At 47.0% G+C, this 18,138-nt stretch carries 19 protein-coding genes; 10 read left to right on the top strand and 9 right to left on the bottom strand.

What is annotated here, in order from left to right:
* The first annotated feature begins 45 nt into the window (after positions 1–45).
* From GT589_RS05935 to GT589_RS05915, 5 genes are all read left to right on the top strand, one after another.
* Complete coding sequence (locus GT589_RS05935; protein WP_293397452.1) at positions 46–312, top strand: hypothetical protein; 267 nt, start codon at positions 46–48, stop codon at positions 310–312.
* A 45-nt stretch (positions 313–357) separates the two neighbouring features.
* Positions 358–792, top strand: a complete 435-nt coding sequence (locus tag GT589_RS05930; RefSeq protein ID WP_293397449.1) for a DNA-directed RNA polymerase subunit alpha C-terminal domain-containing protein — start codon at positions 358–360, stop codon at positions 790–792.
* Positions 793–855: 63 nt separating this feature from the next.
* A complete protein-coding gene (locus GT589_RS05925; RefSeq protein ID WP_293397446.1) occupies positions 856–1,653 on the top strand; it encodes a hypothetical protein in 798 nt (265 codons plus the stop codon).
* Positions 1,654–1,755: 102 nt separating this feature from the next.
* Positions 1,756–2,505, top strand: coding sequence for a peptidylprolyl isomerase (locus GT589_RS05920; protein ID WP_293397443.1), 750 nt, complete (start codon positions 1,756–1,758; stop codon positions 2,503–2,505).
* Between the two features lie 314 nt (positions 2,506–2,819).
* Positions 2,820–4,418 (top strand): DEAD/DEAH box helicase, encoded by a 1,599-nt coding sequence (locus GT589_RS05915; RefSeq protein ID WP_293397440.1) that lies wholly within the window; start codon positions 2,820–2,822, stop codon positions 4,416–4,418.
* Between the two features lie 2 nt (positions 4,419–4,420).
* Here the strand turns inward: GT589_RS05915 and GT589_RS05910 are convergent, their stop codons facing one another.
* Genes GT589_RS05910 through GT589_RS05875 form a run of 8 tightly spaced genes read right to left on the bottom strand, consistent with a single transcriptional unit; the run spans position 4,421 to position 8,672 of the window.
* Positions 4,421–6,031 carry a complex I subunit 5 family protein gene (locus tag GT589_RS05910; protein ID WP_293397437.1) on the bottom strand — a complete coding sequence of 537 codons (1,611 nt, stop codon included), beginning with the start codon at positions 6,029–6,031 and terminating at the stop codon, positions 4,421–4,423.
* Positions 6,032–6,367: a sodium:proton antiporter gene (locus tag GT589_RS05905; RefSeq protein ID WP_293397434.1), complete on the bottom strand. Its 336-nt coding sequence runs from the start codon at positions 6,365–6,367 to the stop codon at positions 6,032–6,034.
* Between the two features lie 20 nt (positions 6,368–6,387).
* The gene (locus GT589_RS05900) at positions 6,388–6,801 is read right to left on the bottom strand and encodes an MnhB domain-containing protein (RefSeq protein ID WP_293397430.1); all 414 of its coding nucleotides are present in this window, start codon (positions 6,799–6,801) and stop codon (positions 6,388–6,390) included.
* A complete protein-coding gene (locus GT589_RS05895) occupies positions 6,798–7,058 on the bottom strand; it encodes a hypothetical protein (RefSeq protein WP_293397427.1) in 261 nt (86 codons plus the stop codon). The genes GT589_RS05900 and GT589_RS05895 overlap by 4 nt, the downstream gene beginning before the upstream one ends.
* Positions 7,051–7,587, bottom strand: coding sequence for a Na(+)/H(+) antiporter subunit B (locus tag GT589_RS05890; protein ID WP_293397424.1), 537 nt, complete (start codon positions 7,585–7,587; stop codon positions 7,051–7,053). Before GT589_RS05890 ends, GT589_RS05895 begins: the two co-directional genes overlap by 8 nt.
* Before the next feature lies 1 nt (position 7,588).
* Positions 7,589–7,930 (bottom strand): monovalent cation/H(+) antiporter subunit G, encoded by a 342-nt coding sequence (gene mnhG, locus GT589_RS05885; RefSeq protein ID WP_293397422.1) that lies wholly within the window; start codon positions 7,928–7,930, stop codon positions 7,589–7,591.
* Positions 7,927–8,184 (bottom strand): monovalent cation/H+ antiporter complex subunit F, encoded by a 258-nt coding sequence (locus tag GT589_RS05880; protein ID WP_293397419.1) that lies wholly within the window; start codon positions 8,182–8,184, stop codon positions 7,927–7,929. Before GT589_RS05880 ends, mnhG begins: the two co-directional genes overlap by 4 nt.
* Positions 8,181–8,672: a Na+/H+ antiporter subunit E gene (locus GT589_RS05875; protein ID WP_293397416.1), complete on the bottom strand. Its 492-nt coding sequence runs from the start codon at positions 8,670–8,672 to the stop codon at positions 8,181–8,183. The genes GT589_RS05880 and GT589_RS05875 overlap by 4 nt, the downstream gene beginning before the upstream one ends.
* 149 nt (positions 8,673–8,821) lie before the next feature.
* On the opposite strand from GT589_RS05875, the gene GT589_RS05870 reads away from it, so the two are divergent.
* Entirely contained in the window at positions 8,822–10,600 is a 1,779-nt protein-coding gene (locus GT589_RS05870) for a transglutaminase domain-containing protein (protein WP_293397413.1), read from the top strand.
* A 62-nt stretch (positions 10,601–10,662) separates the two neighbouring features.
* Entirely contained in the window at positions 10,663–11,499 is an 837-nt protein-coding gene (locus GT589_RS05865; RefSeq protein ID WP_293397411.1) for a DegV family protein, read from the top strand.
* A gap of 271 nt (positions 11,500–11,770) precedes the next feature.
* On the opposite strand, the gene GT589_RS05860 is transcribed toward GT589_RS05865, so the two are convergent.
* On the bottom strand, positions 11,771–12,832 hold the full coding sequence (locus GT589_RS05860; RefSeq protein WP_293397409.1) for an S-layer homology domain-containing protein: 1,062 nt from the start codon (positions 12,830–12,832) through the stop codon (positions 11,771–11,773).
* Positions 12,833–13,160: 328 nt separating this feature from the next.
* Here GT589_RS05860 and GT589_RS05855 point away from each other — a divergent pair, with 328 nt between their 5' ends.
* The 3 genes from GT589_RS05855 to GT589_RS05845 all read left to right on the top strand — a co-directional run bounded on the left by GT589_RS05855 (position 13,161) and on the right by GT589_RS05845 (position 17,976).
* A complete protein-coding gene (locus GT589_RS05855; protein WP_293397406.1) occupies positions 13,161–13,331 on the top strand; it encodes a DUF362 domain-containing protein in 171 nt (56 codons plus the stop codon).
* 152 nt (positions 13,332–13,483) lie between these two features.
* Positions 13,484–14,869, top strand: coding sequence for a S41 family peptidase (locus tag GT589_RS05850; RefSeq protein ID WP_293397403.1), 1,386 nt, complete (start codon positions 13,484–13,486; stop codon positions 14,867–14,869).
* A gap of 272 nt (positions 14,870–15,141) precedes the next feature.
* The gene (locus GT589_RS05845; protein ID WP_293397400.1) at positions 15,142–17,976 is read left to right on the top strand and encodes an S-layer homology domain-containing protein; all 2,835 of its coding nucleotides are present in this window, start codon (positions 15,142–15,144) and stop codon (positions 17,974–17,976) included.
* Positions 17,977–18,138: the final 162 nt, after the last annotated feature.

Genomic DNA, 18,138 nt, shown 5'->3' with positions numbered 1-18,138 from the left:
TATAAGATGCCGAAAGGCACAATAATGGAATCCAGGGGGTGCACTATGGGAATATTAGACAAGATAACTGAAAAGACTAAAGAGGCTGTAAAAAAATCAAGCGAGATGGCAGGCGAGATAGTTGAAAAGGGCAAGGACATGGTTGAAAAGACAAAGCTCGAGTCGGAAATCAAAAAGAAAAAGGACGAGATAGGCGAGCTTGTATACAAGGCCTACGCCAGCGGACAGACTCCTGACGAGAGCGCCATAAGAGCCATGGTCAACGAAATCAAAAAAATGGAAATACAAATACATGAAATGATGCAGGACTAACACAAATATAAGGTTGCTGCAGGTCTGAGGGAGGATAAAAAAGGGATGAGCGGTAAGGAGCTTACTCCGATAGAGGAGCTTAAGTTTTCGCTAAGGGCGTACAATTGCCTGAGAAGAGGAAATATAAGATATGTAGAGGAACTGGCCAAAAAGACAGAAGAAGAGCTGCTCCTGATAAGGGGGCTTGGCCAGAACACTCTGGAAGAGATAATGAGCGTGCTTGGCAGGAACAAGGAATACGACTCAAAAATGTACAAGACATGGGAGGCTCTCAAGATACTAAACCAGAATCCCAAGAAGGTATTCAGGAACAGCGTGGGAGGCTACATGACACTTAGAAGAAGCGACAAGGACAAGAACAGGTTCGAGCTTTTCGATCCGGTCGCCAATTCGGGAGTCGACATAAGCCACATGTATTTCGACCAGAGGCAGTACCAGTGGGAAGAGATAGACACCCCTCCTCTAGGGAAGCAAGTATAGACAAGGCGGGTTTTTGGGGATAGTGCCCTGAAAACCCGTCTTTTTTTGAAGGGAGGCATGTTAATGGCTACGGACAAAGCAAAGGGCGGATTCAAAGCCTTCATCAAGTCGCACAAGCTGTTGATAATCGTATCGCTGATATTTGGCATGGCCCTTGCAGCGACGCTTGACCATCTGGAGATAAAGTCGCCGCTGTTGTTTATGGGAATAGCCCTGCTCTTTGGACTGGCGGCCGGGGCGCTGGTATATTTCAAGGCGGCCGGCAGCTTCATACAGACGATAAAAAACGGCGACTACGACGGCTTCATAAGCAGGCTCGAGGAGCTCAGGAAGACTGACAAAAAGCACGTCAGCCACATAGACTTCAACGCAGCAATGGCTCTCAACAGGAAAGGAGACATTGACTCCTCCATGGAATACCTGGGCAGGATAGACCCCGGGTCAGCCGATAGGAACCTTCGGGCATCGTATCTTAGTCTCTACAGCGCCAACCTCATGATAAGAGGCGAGCGCCTCAAAAATGCGCTCGAATACGCCAGCGAAGCCTCAAGGCTGGTGCAGCTGCCCTCCATAGTGCTTCTTAGGGCGCTGCTTGAGCTCCTAAACGGCAGGGAGGAGCAGTCCGAGCACACCCTGCTCGAGTATGAGCGGCTCAAGGGCAAAAAAGCAATAGTCCCCGGCAGGACCGTTCTCTACACCGACAGCGAATTCGAGGGCATATACACAAGCTACCTGCTGGGCAGGTACTACTATGCAAAAAACGAGTACCCGGCGGCCAGGGCGCATTTTCGCGAGGCGGCCGAGTGCAGCTATGACAACTACTATTCAAGCTACGCAAGGGACGTCCTGAGGCATATCTAGGGCGTCCTTATTTTCCCCTTGCGGAATTGACGAAAAACTGACAAAATAATATATGCGGGCTGTAATATGAGCCCGACAGACCACATAAAGGAGACCTACAAAATGGAAGAAAATAGAGTTTTGGCCAAGGTTGGCGACAGAGAGATAACAGAAAGAGACGTGGACTTCCTGCTTCAGAGCCTTGGACCACAAAAGGGAATGCAGTTTTATTCGCCGGACGGCAGAAAGCAGCTGCTTGACGAGCTTATAAACCAGGAGCTTTTCTACCTTGACGCGCTTGAGAGCGGAATCGACAAGGACGAAGCCTTCGTAGCCGAGCTTCAGCAGGTTAAGATCAACCTTCTTAAGCAGTACGCCATGAGAAAGCTGCTTACTCCTATAACTGTTGACCCTGCAGAGGCAAAAGAGTTCTACGAGGACAACAAGGCATCATTCGTGAGCCAGGAGTCTGCAAGAGCGAGCCACATACTAGTAGAGACAGAGGAAGAGGCAAAGAACATAGCAGCCGAGATAGCAGGCGGACTTGACTTTGCAGAGGCTGCCCAGAAATACTCAAAGTGTCCGTCAGGCGGCGGCGGGGGAGACCTTGGCATGTTCACAAGAGGCAAGATGGTTCCTGAATTCGAGGACGTTGCCTTCTCTATGGAAGTAGGAGCTGTGAGCGAGCCCTTCCAGACGCAGTTTGGATACCACATAGTTCAGCTTAATGAAAAGCACGAGCAGGAAGAAAAGAGCTACGAAGAGGCGAAGGCCGACGTTGCAAGGATAGTGCTGGGCAAAAAGCAGAACGAGGCCTACAACGAGAAGACTAGCCAGATGAGAAGCAAGTACAGCGTGGAAATAATAGGATAAATGTAGTCCATAATTAAAAATAATGCTTGTAATGTTCGGCTATTAAAGATATAATCAATAAGCCGGCATGAAGCAGGAACATTTCAGCCGAAGGGGAACCTTCGGCTGTACTTTATCAGGCAACTTCCTTGAGTTTGGCGATATATGTGACTAGCAGCGGAGCGCTTATTGGTTGAGAGCATACCCCCAGAAGCTGCAGGTCACTTACGCAGATATTAACTGCATTATTTGGATTGCAGACAGATTTGGGATTGCACTTGCTTTAAGCTGGACACTCGCGCTATGCGCATAATACGAAGGGAAAGATTTATATAATGACAAACGGATTTGAAAAACTAGGACTATCAGAGAAGATTTTAAAGGCAATAAAGGACCTTGGATACGAGAACCCGTCTCCTATACAGGAGCAGGCAATACCAATGGTTATGCAGGGCCACGACATAATAGGCCAGGCAAAGACAGGAACAGGAAAGACAATGGCATTTGGAATACCTGCTGTTGAAGCAGTAGACCCAGCTGACAACTCGCTTCAGGTAATGGTACTTTGCCCTACAAGAGAGCTTGCAGTTCAGGTTGCAGGAGAGCTCAAGAAGGTTTCAAAGCACAAGAAGGGCATAAAGACGCTTGCAATATACGGCGGCCAGTCTATAAGCATACAGCTAAAGGCGATTGAAAGAGGAGTACAGATAATAGCCGGAACTCCAGGCAGGGTAATAGACCACATAGAAAGAGGAACCATAAAGCTTGACTCTCTTAAGCTTGTAATACTTGACGAGGCTGACGAGATGCTCAACATGGGCTTTAGGGACGACATAGAAAAGATACTTGCAGGCTCATCTTCAGAAAGACAGACAGTATTCTTCTCGGCCACTATGCCAAAGGAGATAATGAACCTTTCTAAGAGATTCCAGAAAAAAGACAGACAAGTGGTAAAGGTCGAGGGCAGAAACCTCACAGCCGACGCCATAGAGCAGTCATATATAAAGGTAAGATCATCAGACAAGACTCAGATGCTTTCAAGGCTTCTGGACATACATTCGCCAAGGCTTTCGCTGATCTTCATGAACACTAAAAAAGGCGTGGATGAGCTTGCGCTCGAGCTTTCGTCAATGGGCTACCATGTTGACGCCCTTCACGGCGACATGAGCCAGCAAAAGCGTGACAGCGTAATGAACAAGTTCAGAAACGGCATAATAAGAGTGCTTATCGCGACGGATGTTGCGGCAAGGGGACTTGACGTAGACAACGTAGACGCCGTTTTCAACTACCAGATACCTCAGGACATAGAGTACTACGTCCACAGGATAGGAAGAACAGGAAGAGCGGGCAAGAAGGGAATGTCCTTCAGCTTCGCCTGGGGTGAAGAGGTTTCAAGACTCAGAAGAATCGAAAGCTATACAAAGGCACCTATAAAGATGATAGCTCCTCCTTCAGTTGAGGACGTCGAGAAGATAAGGATACAAAAGACTCTCGAGGAAATACTTGCCAAGGCAAGCGGCTCAATCAAGAAGTCGTATGTCAAGGCGGCGCACTCGCTTATCGAAGGCAGCGCAATGGAGCCTGAAGCTCTGCTTGCAGCCGTAATATCGATGATGTGCAACCCTGTTGAGAGCAAGGAAGAGCAGCCGGTGTTCGAGAGCACATTCGACAACACAGGAGCAAGAGAAGCAGGCATGGTGAGACTTTTCGTCAATGCCGGAAGAAAGCAAAAACTTAGACCTAAGGACATAATAGGCGCCATAGCCGGAGAATCCGGAATAAAGGGCGAGAATGTCGGCAGGATAGACATATACGAGAAGTTCACATTTGTAGAGGTCACTAAGGACAGCTGCAGACAGGTACTAAGCGCAATGAACGGAGCAGAGATAAGAGGCCACGCAGTGGCTATAGAGCCGGCTAACTGCAGGAACTAATATCAAAGCCCCATTACAATAACGCTCATCATGCATACAAAGCCAAGCAGCAGCATGCATGCGTTTTCAAATGAAATATCGGCATTTCGGATCCTCCTTACAAAGGGAGGATCTTTTTTTATGAAAAAATGATACAGGGCGTAGCCCGCGGCGAGTATCCCCAGATATTCAAGCATGTGCACAGGATCGGACGGCGTAAAGGCCGGTATTGGCAGCTCGAAGAGCCAGGAGGCCAGCTGCCTGTAGTATGCCGCCAGCAGGGCGCAGCTGGAGGAGAGCAGGAAAAGTGGCAGGTGCTCGAGGCCAACGCGTTTCACGGGAATCCTAAGGTGTTTGTAGTCCGCCGTGAATATCTGGGATATCTTTATAAACGACGCAGCCGTACCTACGTTTACAAGAAGGAGGACAGCTTTCTCCCAGAATATGTGCCTGACAGAGTCGGCTATTATATATTTGCCTATGTAGCCGTTGAGCGAGGGCATGCCTGTTATTGAAAGCATGCCGACAATCATAAAGACCGAGAGCAGCGGGAAGCGGCGCAGCACCCCTCGAATCTGGTTGACGTTCCTGTTCCTGTAGTCCGAGACTATCATCCCCGCGCACAGGAAAAGCAGCGCCTTGAACATGCCGTGGTTTACAAGGTGGAGCATGCCGCCCGAGTAGGCAAAGCCCCGGAAAGGGCCTATCCCCATGAACATTATGCCAACCTGCGATACAGTGTGGAAGGCGAGTATGAGCTTTATATCCTTCTGGCAGAGGGCGAATATGACGCCCAGCAGAGCCGTGGCTGCGCCTACGGCTACAAGGAAAAAATCCAGCGAGGCGTAGTGGAAGACCTCGTTGAGCCTTATGAACTCGTAGAGTCCGCTTTTTACCAGGAGCCCCGAAAGGAGCGCCGAAACCGCGGACGGCGCGGCGCTGTGGGCCTTGGGCAGCCAGTTGTACACCGGGAAAAAGGCCGACTTGACTCCGAAGGCCGCGGTGACCAGCACGAAGGAGAGCTTAACCGGGAACTCGCCCATATGGGCGGGCAAAGCCTCCTTCATAAGCTGGAGGTTGAGCGTGCCGCAGACCTGGTAAAGTATTATGAAGGCGACAAGGTAAAAAAGCATACCGGCGTTGTTGAAGAGCAGGTAGTAAAAGCCCGCCCTAAGCGAGGAGCCGTCGCCCCTGTAGGTGATGAGCATTGTGGATATTATTGTGACTACCTCTATGAACACGAACAGGTTGAACAGGTCATTGCTCATGATAAGTCCCATGAAGGTTCCCTCGAGAAAGAGCAGGAAGAAGAGGTAGCTCCTGCTGAGTCTCTCGAAAAAGGCGTAGAGCAGTACGCACCACCACAGGAATATGGCCATGGCGGCAAAGCCCATTGACAGGTGGTCGTTTCGCAGTGTTATCCCGGCAAAATCCGGCCAGCCGCCGAAGGCGACAAGGTGCATGTCCATGTCGAATATGAGGGCGTAGTAGTGGAAGGCCGCGAGCGTAAGCAGGGTCTGGCAGAGGGCGCAGACCCACCTTGAGCCCCTCTCGGGCAGCAGGTAGGCTGCTATGGCGAACACTATGGGTATTATTATAAGGTATGCGGGCATGATGTGCAGCGAAGTGAGCATCTATTTATCCTTCCTTTCAAGCAGCATGCGCCAGTCCAGACTTCCGTAGGCGCGAAAAAGCCTTATGGAAATCATGAGGGCCAGCGAGGTCACGGAGGCGCCTATCACTATGGCCGTTATCATGAGCGCCTGGGGCAGGGGGTCCACCATCTCGCCGGCATGGCGCAAGCCTATTATAGGCAGCGCGGCACCCTCGAAATAGACGCTCCTGAGGAATATTAGTATAATGGCCGCTTCGGAAATGTTGAGGCACACTATCGACTTTATTATATTTTTGGATGTGCACATGCCGTAAAAGCCAATGAGCACTATAGCTGTTGCGAGCATTATCTGCATAGCAGCCTCCTTGTCAAAAATTAGTCGTCCACTGACTCCTGCTCCACAAACGACGAGAAGAGCGAAGTTATGCCAAGGGCCACCTTGAAGCCAATAAAGACGTTCATGGCTATGAGAAATAGGCGCCTGATTTCAAGCGGCTCACCCGAAGGGATGAAGCTTGTGAAGGCCTCGCCCTTTGTAAGCACCGAAATAAGGGCCATGGCCACAATCAGAACGTAGAGCACCTTCTCAAGGAGCACCAGGCTGCCTATCTCGAATATCCTCTCGCCACGGGCTATGTAGGCCGTTATATAGGCGCTTGCCAGGATGGCTCCGCCTTGGAAGCCTCCGCCAGGCGAAACGTCGCCGTAGAGAATTATATACAGCCCGAACATGAGCATGAAGGGGAATATGAAGCGCGCTATGTTTACAAGCAGGTTAGAAAGCCTCATCGCTCGCCCTCCCTCGCAAGATGGACAACGCCCGCTATAGTAAGCAGCAGCAGACTCGTCTCGAATATGGAGTCCAGCAGGCGGTAGTCAAGATATATGGCGGCGACGATGTTCCTCGCGCCGGTATCGGCATAGCCATTTTCCAGGTAGAAATCCCGCGAGAGGCTGCTGGCGCCTTTGCCCGAATCAGTCAAGGCGCTTGAAAAGTAAAAAAGGCATATTATCAGCATGTATGCTGTAAGTATTTTTCTAATCATAGTTTTCTTCATCTCCCGTGAGCACGAGGCTTATGTCCTCGTGGTCTATGAGCATGTGCGAGAGCCTCTCCATTATTATGCTCGAGCCCTTGCCCTCCATTATATACTCGCCTTCCTGCTCGTAGACATATACGTCGGGACTGCTCCTTGCCAGTATGCGGCAGGCCTTCTCGTCCTCGCTGGGACAAAGCACGAGCTTGAGGCCGTACTGCCTGCACAGGGAGCTTAAGATGACGTAGCCTCGTCCTGAGCGGGAGCCGTCCTTGCCCGGGCGGAGGAAGCCGTCCTCGAGCCTCGAGAGCACTATGAACTCTCGCTGCTTAGAAATTGCCACTATGAATATCATGGGCACGAAGGCGCTCCCTATTGCGGCCTCGGCAAGCGCCACGTCAGGCGCCATGTATATAACGTAGAGCGTGGCGCAAAGGAGCGAAAATATGGAGTAGAGTATTACCATCTGAAAAAGGTCTGTCTGGGCGACTATGGCTATTGCAATGAAGGCAACTATCAAGAGCAAAAGGGTGTCCATGCTACTTCCCTCCTTCCTCTGAATCCGAATCGGTCAGGCCGGGCTCTTCTTCTATGAGCTTTACAGGAAGCCCTGAGTCGAACGCCGAGCGCGCTATTATGTGGCTGCCTACGGGGGTAGTCACTATTATGAAAAGCAGTATCACAAGGAGCTTTGCCGAGAATTCCCATGACTCGGATCTTAGCATGAGCGCCAGTAGCAACGTTATCATGGCCGCCGTGTCTATCTTGCTGCCGGTAAGCAGCCTGGCGTAGACGTTCCTAAAGCGGAATAGCCCGACAATGCCAAAGGCTATATATATCCAGCAGAGCACTAGAAGAATGTTTGATATCATTATCATCATTTCTGGCGGCCTCCCCTCAAGATGAAGCTCGAAAGCAGGGCAACCCCGAGAAAGCCTACTATGACGTAGGACATTGATATGTCAAGGAGGCGCAAATCGCCCGTGTAGACAGAGTAGGCCGTCAGCAGCATCACCGTCTTTGCGGATATGAGGTTTAGCGCGAGCAGGCGGTCCCACACGGTGGGCCCAAAGGCCGCCTTGAGCGTCAGCAGGAATATGGCGGCTATTATGACGTAGATGGTTATGATCATCATGGGCGTCGCCTCCTTGTAAGGTGCCTTTCAAAGCCTTCGGTTATTTCACCGCGCAGGCTCTCGTAGTCGCTATCGCCCTTTATGCAAAGCACAGTCAGCTCGTCGCCCTTTGCCGAGAGCGTTACAGTGCCGGGCGTTAGGGTGACCGAGTTGGCAATTAGGGAGACTATGAAGGGGTTGGAGGTGTGCAGCCTTATCCTAAGCGCCGCCGGCTCCTCGTCGTTTCTTATAATGTGGAGCATGTAGCGAAACGACGCCCTGTATATTGAAAGCAGCAGAAACAGCAGGTATGAAAGCAGTCGCAAGGGCCCGGGTATCCTGACTTCCTCGGCAGAGCCGGCAGGGTCGTAGAGCACCCTTACTGAAAAATAAGACACGGCCAGCGAGAGCGATAGGCCTATGGCCACGCCCGGCGCCGAAAAATCCATTGAGAGCAGCATGTAGAATATGAAAAGGGCCAGCGATAGCCTGATTATGCGCCATGACATGATATGACCTCCAGTGAATTATAGAGTAATTTATTTTTACCCATAATGCGTAAGAAAATAGACGTTTTTGCCGATAATAGATTTTGCAAACATGCAAATTATTCAATCGACTGCTACATTTGCTGCAGCCGATAATGGGGAGTGATTTTATGGGGTTGAAGCCCAAAAAGACATTAATTGTATTCATATTTATTTTTACGGCGTTTTTTTCAAGCTTTGCATACGCAGAAGGGCAAAGGATATTCGAAAAGGATGAGGCGGAGTACATAAACCGAATATACAAGGATCTGCCAACGGCGTCCCTAAAAACAGACACTCGTAGTCTTGAAAGCGTCACATATGTAAGCTCATTAGAGCAGCTTGAATCGATGCTGTATGACGCCATGACAGACAGAAAGGCAAGTTTTGAGGCAGTGTACACAGGTGGTACAAGTGACATGCTGAATGACATGGAAGCGGTTTTTGAAAATGTAACAGCAAGCGACGACTATCTCAAGTTTTCTTACACATTCATAAGCTACGGCTACAGCGGCTATCCGGGTAATTACAGAATATACTACAATATGACATACCTGACTAGCAAGGAGCAGGAGGACTATGTCGACTCGAGAGTAGATGGTATACTCTCTGAAATAGTTTTGCCCGGCATGAGCAGCTTTGAAAAGGAGCTGGCAATACACGACTACATAGTCAAAAACGTCGAATACGACACAAGCTATAAGGAGCACAGCGCGTACGCGGCGCTGGCATACGGCAAAACCGTCTGCCAGGGATACTCGCTGCTTGCCTACAAAATGCTTGAGGAGGCGGGAGTGCAGGCTCGGATAGTAGAGGGCGACGAGTCTATGAACCACGCCTGGAACATGGTCAATATTGACGGGAATTGGTATCATTCTGATTTGACATGGGATGACCCGCTTCCCGATGTCAAAAACAGAACAATGTATACATACTTTAACCTGTCGGACGAGAGAATGTCCGGGGACCACTTCTGGGACAAAGCCACATATCCCGATTGCACAAGCGAGAAATACAGCTACATGAATGAAGTTACGTATCCTGTAACAATGGACGGCAGATTGTATTACAGCAGTAGCATCGACGATAGGCTCTACAGCATGCTGCTCGACGGAAGCGTCAGACAGCTCATATGCCCTGACAGATCGCTTTTCCTTTGCGGATACGGCGACTGGATATATTTCAGCAACTACTCCCGGGGCGGATACATATACAGAACCAGCACGGACGGGTCATCTACAGAGATTATAAACAACGTGCATTCTACATACTTAAGTATAGACGGGAATGAATTGACATTCCTGAATGAAGGAACGGACCAGACGGAAGTCATATACCTGGAGCCGCTGGCTCCGCAGAGCATAGAACTTAATAAGGATAGCCTAAGAATAACAAAGGGCGGCAGCAGCAGCGTAGGCTTTGGAATGTATCCGGCTGGAGCTTCGGGCGACATAATATGGACATCCAGCGATACAGGGGTTGCCCAGGTGGATTCAAGCGGGAACATTACAGCCCTTTCAGGAGGCATATGCATACTCAGGGCTACAGTTGAGGGAACTGAAATTTCAGACGAGTGCACGGTGATAGTGGAAGATCCTGCCGAAAGCTCGGAAGCTGAGATCATAGATTATAAAAGGGAAATCGATCCTGGCAAAAAATGGGCGGTGGAATTCAGCGGCGCCCTTTCAAAGGAAATCAGCATCGCAGACCTTGTGCAGGTCACACAGAGAGGCCTGGACAGCGGGGCCTGTGCGGTGTTTGGCGAGGAGGACAACAAAATAGAAGTGATTCCTCCGGCTGAGGGCTATATAAAGGGCAAAAGCTACAGGCTGTGCATAAGCAAGGATGTCAGCTCGTCAGACGGCATAAGCCTAGAAAAGCCGGTAGTTTTATATTTCGTTGTGGATTAAGCTTAATGCGGTGGTATATTATATAGTAATGACTCATCTGAAAACGAAGGGAGATGCCGCCGGTGAAATACAAAATAGTGGGAGACAGCTGCTTCGACAGAAGCGCATACATAGATGAATACGTAAAGCCGCAGATAGTGCCGCTTACGATAAGAGTGGACGAGTTGGAGCTAAGGGACGACGAAAGGCTCGATCCTCTTGAGCTGATAAGGCTGATAAAGGAGTCTAAAAACGGGCCAAAGACGGCAGCCCCTTCGCCGCATGATTTTCTAAAATCTTATGAAGGAGCGGACAATGTATTTGTAGTGACGCTCTCCTCAAACCTGAGCGGCACTTATTCGAGCGCGATGCTCGCAAAGACTATGAAGGAAGAAGGCGGGGGAGGCACGTTCGTGCATGTTTTCGACTCAAAGAGCGCAACCTCGGCCGAAACTCTCATAGGGCTGAAGATAAGGGAGCTCGCCGAAAGGGATGTTGAGCCGCAGGAGATAGTTGAACAGGTGGAGGAGTACATAGGGAGCATGAACACGCTATTTATACTCGAATCGCTTGACACTCTCATTAAGGCCGGAAGGATAAGCCGCCTGGCAGGCCTTATTGGCAACGTGCTCTCGATAAAGCCCGTAATGGGCGCCGACAAGGAGGGCAACATATACCTTGTGGAGAAGGCCAGGGGATCGAACAGGGCCTTTGGAAGACTTGTTGAGCTCATTGGCGAGAGGGCCGTGGATATGGAAAACAGGGTGCTTGGCATATCTCACGTGAACTGCAGGGAGAAGGCCGAGAGGCTAAGGGATGAGATAAGGGAGAAGTACAGCTTCAGGGATGTGATAATAGTCGAGGCGCGAGGGATAACGACGGTGTATGCAGGGGAGGGCGGGATAGTGGTTTCTTTTTAGGGCGCTCGCTTGGATAAGTTGTTCAAACGCGCTGAACGATGTGTTTGGCATTTGCTTTGTTTTGATATTTCCAGCGACTCAAAAAAATCGCAAAATCGGCAATTTCGAAAACTCGCTTCGCTTCGGACAGTTCGAAATTGCTAAGATTTTGCGATTTTTCATCGTCTGGAAATAATCCAAAACGAAATCCAAGAATGCCTGCACACATCGGTTTCAGCGCTATGCTGAGTAAATCGCTTTGTGCGCTCAGCTTAGTCCGCGCCCAAGAGCCTTATTTTTGGTAGATCTTTATCGTAACCTTCGAATCTCCAGACAGCGAATTCGAGAATTGAAGAGTCCAGCCTCCAACCTCTGCCGTCTTTGTGCTTCTTGCCCCTGCTGCAAAGTTTTGGTTTCCAAGCTCCATGACCTTTGCGTAATCGTAAGGAAGTATTAACTTGAGATAGTCATTTAATACGGCTTTAGCTTCGCTGCCCATGTTCACATCATATCTAATCATGTAGTCGTAGCCATTTTGATCCTTAAGAGCTTCTGTCATCACGTCTATTGTGAAGTCGTACTCATAGTTGCCACCCTTTGCGAGCATTGAAGGTGTGGGCAATTTCATTATGGTTGTATTGTATACGAAACCGGTTCCAGTGGTTTCGTTGAAGACAAAGTTGTTAAAATGCATGTTCATGAAACTCTTGGTTTCAGAAAGTCTCTTCTGGTATATGGTCATGCTCGGATACACCCGTTCGCTCTTATCTATAATTCTCAGTATCACGGCGCAGGCCTCAGCCCTTGTAAGCGTATTGTAGGGTTTGAAGGTATTGTCGGTATAACCTGTTATCAGACCATTGAAGAAAGCCGCATTAACAGCATCTTTGTATTCCATTTCAATCGTGTCAAAGTCAGTTATGTAAGAGTAAACATTCTTGTCAGAAGCATATGAGTTGGTAGCTTTTGCTGCTAGTTTGGCCATTTCTCTTCTTGTGATAGGCTGATCCATCTTCGAAATTGTGAAAAACTTTTGGTCGGATGAGTCTAGTAGACCGTCCATGTAGGCTTGGTCCATCCAGGCTTTTGCCCAGTAGTCGCCCACAAGTGAGTTGATTTTATAGCCTTTTCCAGCCATGACCATCTTGAGGAACTCAGCCCTGGTCACGGTGTTGTTTGGCTTGAAGACATTACTGCCGTACCCGCTCACAATCCCCCTTGCCTCAAGCTTTTGCACGCCCTGATAGAACCAATCAGACACCTTCACATCAGAAAAATATGCTGCAAAGGAAGTAGCAGGAAGCATAACCAGCGCCAAACCTACTGCAACAGCGGATCTCATTTTTTTGATCATACACAATCCCCCTTATCATTATAATTGATACAATTAATACCCACGGTAGCGTAGCAGACACACTTTATTATTGACGTTATGTTTTGTTTTATCCGCTGCGATTTCCACAGAACCCACAGACTTATCAACAGGCGCATTGTGGAAAACCACGCATTTAAGCAAAATTATCCACCAAATCCACAGCAAATCCCTAGCAATCCTGTTGATTGTTTTTTCACAAAAAGTACACGTTTTTTCGAAATTTTATTTGCAAACGCTTCGCATAGCCTTATAATAGAAGTTGAAAGGCTCAACAAAAATTGCTTAAAAATCAAAGGAGGATTTTATCATGGCTTACAAAATAACTGATGCATGTGTAAACTGCGGAGCTTGCGAGGCTGAGTGTCCAGTTAACGCTATAAGCGCTGGAGACGGAAAATACGTTGTAGACGCTGCTACTTGCATAGACTGTGGCGCTTGCGCTAGCGTATGTCCAGTAGACGCTCCTCAACCAGAATAATAATGTAACAAGGCTGCCGGCATTTTGACTGCTGGCAGTTTCTTTTTTTGCCACTTTCTTTTAAAATGCAAATACTGTGGTATACTTTAATAATATTGAATAACCATGGCATATTATAGGAAGAGAGACTTTATCAGGAGAGAGGTGGATTCATGATTGCAAGAAAAATCAAAAGATCAGCGGCGGCATTGCTGATAGCAGTAATGAGCTTTACAAGCCTATCGTTTGGGGAAGACTTCAAGAAGGACATGAGCTTCTTCGATGCAGCAAAGGAGTATATACTCAACAACTATGCAGGCGAAGTCACGGAAGACCAACTAATAGATGGCGCTGTAAAAGGTATGTACGACTCGCTCGATAAATACAGCACATATCTGGATGCCGAAGAGAACAGGCAGTTCACTGAGGATGTTCAGGGGACATTTTCTGGAATAGGGGCTCAGATATCCCTTAAAAACGGAAGCGTTACAATAGTGGAGCCGCTTGAAAATTCTCCTGCGATTAAGGCAGGTCTGCTACCTGGGGATATAATAAAGGCAATAGACGGGGAAGCAATAGGTGAAGTTAAGAATCTTGCGGATGTAGTAAACAAGATAAAGGGTCCTCAAGGAACTGTAGTAAAACTGCTTATAGAAAGAAAGGGCCAGAGTTTTGAGGTTTCAATCACAAGGGACAGTGTGGTGATAAATCCAGTCAAGTCAAGAGTCCTTGAAAACGGCATAGGCTATATAAAGATAACCGAGTTCAACAAAACGGCAACACAAAATACGCTAACTGCGATTGAAGAATTGAAAGCAAAGGGCATAAAAAAGCTTGTTCTAGACCTTAGAGGCAATCCGGGCGGGGGGCTGCTTGACGTGGTAGGTATTGCGCAGGAGTTTGTGCCTAAGGGAAATATAGTCAAAATTCAGTATAAGGACGGCGCTGAGAACAGCTATCCCTCATACGGCGATGTAAAGTTTGCAAGGGTGGCAGTGCTTGTAGACGAATCCTCGGCATCGGCAGCCGAAATACTTGCGGGTGCTATGCAGGATACAAAAGCCGGAGTGCTCGTTGGAAAGAACACATACGGTAAGGGGACAGTCCAGAAGGTGCTGAATCTTAAAAATGGCGAGGCCATAAAGCTTACGATAGCCAAATACCTTCTTCCATCAGGCAGATCAATAGACCACACGGGTCTTGTGCCGGACATAGTAGCGGAAAGGTATGTAGAGAGCATAGTTGACCTTGGCAAGCTGCAAAGCCTCCCGACAGACAAGGCCATGAAAGTCGGAGATGCAGGACTTGATGTGCTTGGACTGCAGGAAAGACTTGGAATCCAGGGCTTTGAAACATCAGATGCAAAGGGCGTGTACGGCCAGTCCACAGCGGCGGCTGTGGCAGCGTTCCAAAAGGCCAAAGGGCTATATCCGTATGGAATGGCTGACAAAACAACGCTTTCGGCAATTTCAGAAAGTTTTTCGAAATACATGCTCTCAGACCAGATGGACAATCAGCTGGGCAAGGCTCTTGAGTATCTAAGAAATCAGCAAATTTAATATTTTGATGCATGGAAAAACACGTTTTGTGGATAATTATCAATAAAAAAACAGCATGTAATATATTTGTAATGTTTATTGAGCATAGTTTCACGGTATAATATGAGTAGCTTAAACATCAAGTTATGCTGCTGAATCTTTGTTACAGAAATGTTACAAATTTTGTAACGTTGTTGACTGAAAACAAAAGAAGGTGGTATAATCACAATGTAGAATGGGTTAAAACCCTAGAAGCACAAAAATATTTAAACAAATTAAAGGAGGATTAAGTCATGAAGAAAAGACTAGTGTCGCTAGTGCTAGTGCTTTCGCTTGTACTTGGAAGCATGAGCATGGGCTTCGCTGCAGGAACTCTTACAGCTGACATCGAAGATGCCAAAGTTGTAAAAGCAGTTGAAAGACTTGCAGCATTCGGAATAGTTAATGGTATGGAGGATGGCAAATACCATCCAGAACTTAAGGTAACAAGAGAGCAGTTTGCTAAGCTTCTTGTTGAGGCTCTTGGACTTGGAACAGCTGCTAACGCTGCAACAGGTGCTACGAAGTTCTCAGATGTTGAAGCAACAAGATGGTCTACTGGCTATGTTAACGTAGCTACTGGACAAGGCATCCTTAAAGGATACCCAGATGGAACTTTCGGACCAGCTAAGGAAGTTACATATGCTGAAGCGCTTACAATGCTTGTTAGAGCGCTTGGATACAAAGATGAGTTCCTTCCGGGAACATGGCCAGGAAACTACGTAGCTAAAGCTGCGGGTCTTGGAATAACTTCAGGTGTTAACTTCTCAGCTGACAGCATAACTGCTGACAGAGGATCAGTTGCAGTAATGGTTAACAACACTCTTGACGCTAAGATAGTTAAAGTTAAAGAGTTCGGAGATGTTATAACTTATGAAGAGACTCAACTTACTCTTCTTGAAGACAAGCTTGAAATCGACAAGTACAGCGACCTTAGACTTGCTAAGAACCAAAGACTTGACGATACTCTAGACGCTAACGAAGTGGCTTTCATAGCTACTAAAGACGATGCTTCACTTTTAAGCGAAGAGCTTAACAAAGATGACGAGTCAAACGCTGTTGAAGTTGCAGCTGGCGTTGACACTGAAGCACTTATGGGTATGAAAGTTAAAGTTTATGTAAACGATGACGATGAAATAGTTTACATGGAAAAAGACAGCACTGAAAAAGCTGTAATAGACCAAGTAGATGCAATCGATGGAGATACTCTTTCTCTATATGTTCTTGATGACGACTATGATGTAACTGATGATTCTATAACTTACGTTAACGGAGATTCTAAAGCTGCTTTCGCTGATGGAAACTTCGGAAGATTCATAGTAAGTGGAGACGAAATAGTATTTGCTGACGTTTACGATGCAGATTCTACTGACAACACAGGTATGGTTGTAACTGCAATAGACAAGACTAACAAAGAACTTACTGGCGTTGTAGGCGCTGGCGCTGGAACTCCAGATGATGAGTTTACAGTTGATCTTGAAGATGATTTTGATGACATGAAAGTAATGAACGCTACAACAAGAGCAGCTATGAGCTTTGAAGACATAGCAGTTGACGATGTAGTTTACGTAACTGAGCAAACTATAGATGGAGATGACTTCGCTATAGTTCAAGTAGTTAAAGCTAGCAAGATTGAAGGCGAATTTGGCAAATACAAAGCTGACAGTGCTGTTATAGGCGGAAAAACTTATGACCTTACTATGCTTGGCGATGTTGTAAACGCTACATTCTCATCAAACAACAATGATGACATATACAGCTACTCTGACGAGTTCGACAACGGAACTGGCCTAGAAGATGTATACGGTGAAAAAGTAACAGCTATTACTGACGTTGTTGGAAGAGTAATACACTTTGTGACTGACGCTGAGGCAACTTCTGGCACTCTTTACGGAGTAGTAGACAAATACTATGACGGTGGAGAAAGAGTTAGAGTTTACCTTGCATCAGAAGACAAGCTTGTAACATACACATTCGAAGAAGATGCTGACTCAGAAGTGGCTATTGCAGGCGAATTCGTTAAGTTCAAGCTTAACAAAGACGGCGAAATAGCAGATGGCAAGTACGAAGTTGCTGATGCAGATGTTTACACTGTAGACACTGAATTCGGCGAAGATACTATAAAGACTGTAGAAGGAACTACTTTCTCAGTTGATGAAAAAACATCTGTATTTGTAAATGCTCCAGACAACGCTGCTTACCCAGTAACAATAGACAGAGATGACTGCGAACTAGTTAAATGGGCTGACATAGCTGAAGATGATGTAAATGCCAATACTAAGTTTGTAGTATTCGCTGACGAGAACAACGAAATAGATGCAGCTCTATTCTTCACAGGACTTGAGTCTACTTCTGACGAAGAAGCTGTATATATAGTTGACACATTCAGACAAAACGGTGACGAAGCTGCTACAGTTGACTTCTACGGCGGAGCTGTTGAAGATCTAGTGGTTGATTCTAAATCTGAAGCTGCTGCTAACGATGAAATGGTAGCTATAGTTAAGAAGCAAAGCGACGGAGAACTTGAAATAGTATCTTATATAACTGATGCTGGTGTTCAAGGTGCTTCTGCAGACTTCGACATAGTAACTGGTACAGTTGACAAGAAAGACGGAGACTTTGTATACCTTGTAGGCGATACTACTGCATACAAGCTTACTACAGGAACTCTAGTTTACGATGAAGACGACAAGAAGTCTAAGTCTAACGTTGCTAAAGGCGACTTCGTTGACTTCGTAGTAGAAAACGGCAAGAACGTAAGAGTAGTTAAACTTCTTGATGCAGCTAGAGACATAGCTCCAGAATACACTGCAACTGCAACAGTTGATATTGAACTACTATCAAACATAACTATAACTGCTTCAGATGTACCAAATGCAGCTAAATTCCAAATAGTTAATGTAGATCCAGACCTAAATAGCGTTGTAGCTGATCTAAACACAGCAGTAACTTACAACACAGCTGGTATGGAAACTCTAACTGTTAACATACTTGCGGCAGATGGAACAACTGTACTTGCTACAGGAACTCTAACTGTTCCGGCAGTAGATACAGCTGGCATAGAGTTTGAAGTAACTCTTGCTGATTAATTAGAATTGAAAGAAGGGTAGCCCTTAGTGGCTACCCTTTTTTTATAGATACATCTAAGCTTATTTGATTTTGTGAAAGTGATTTCACTATCAAATAAGCGCATCAAGATGTTTGTTTTTTATTTATTTATGGGGTATCATATAGATAGATTGCATTGTTGT

It is taken from the genome of Peptoclostridium sp., from assembly GCF_009881055.1.
In the GTDB taxonomy this organism is placed as follows: Bacteria; Bacillota; Clostridia; order Peptostreptococcales; family Peptostreptococcaceae; genus Peptoclostridium_A.
The sequence above is the reverse complement of the archived record's forward strand: the minus strand, read 5'-3'. Positions and strand labels throughout refer to the sequence as shown.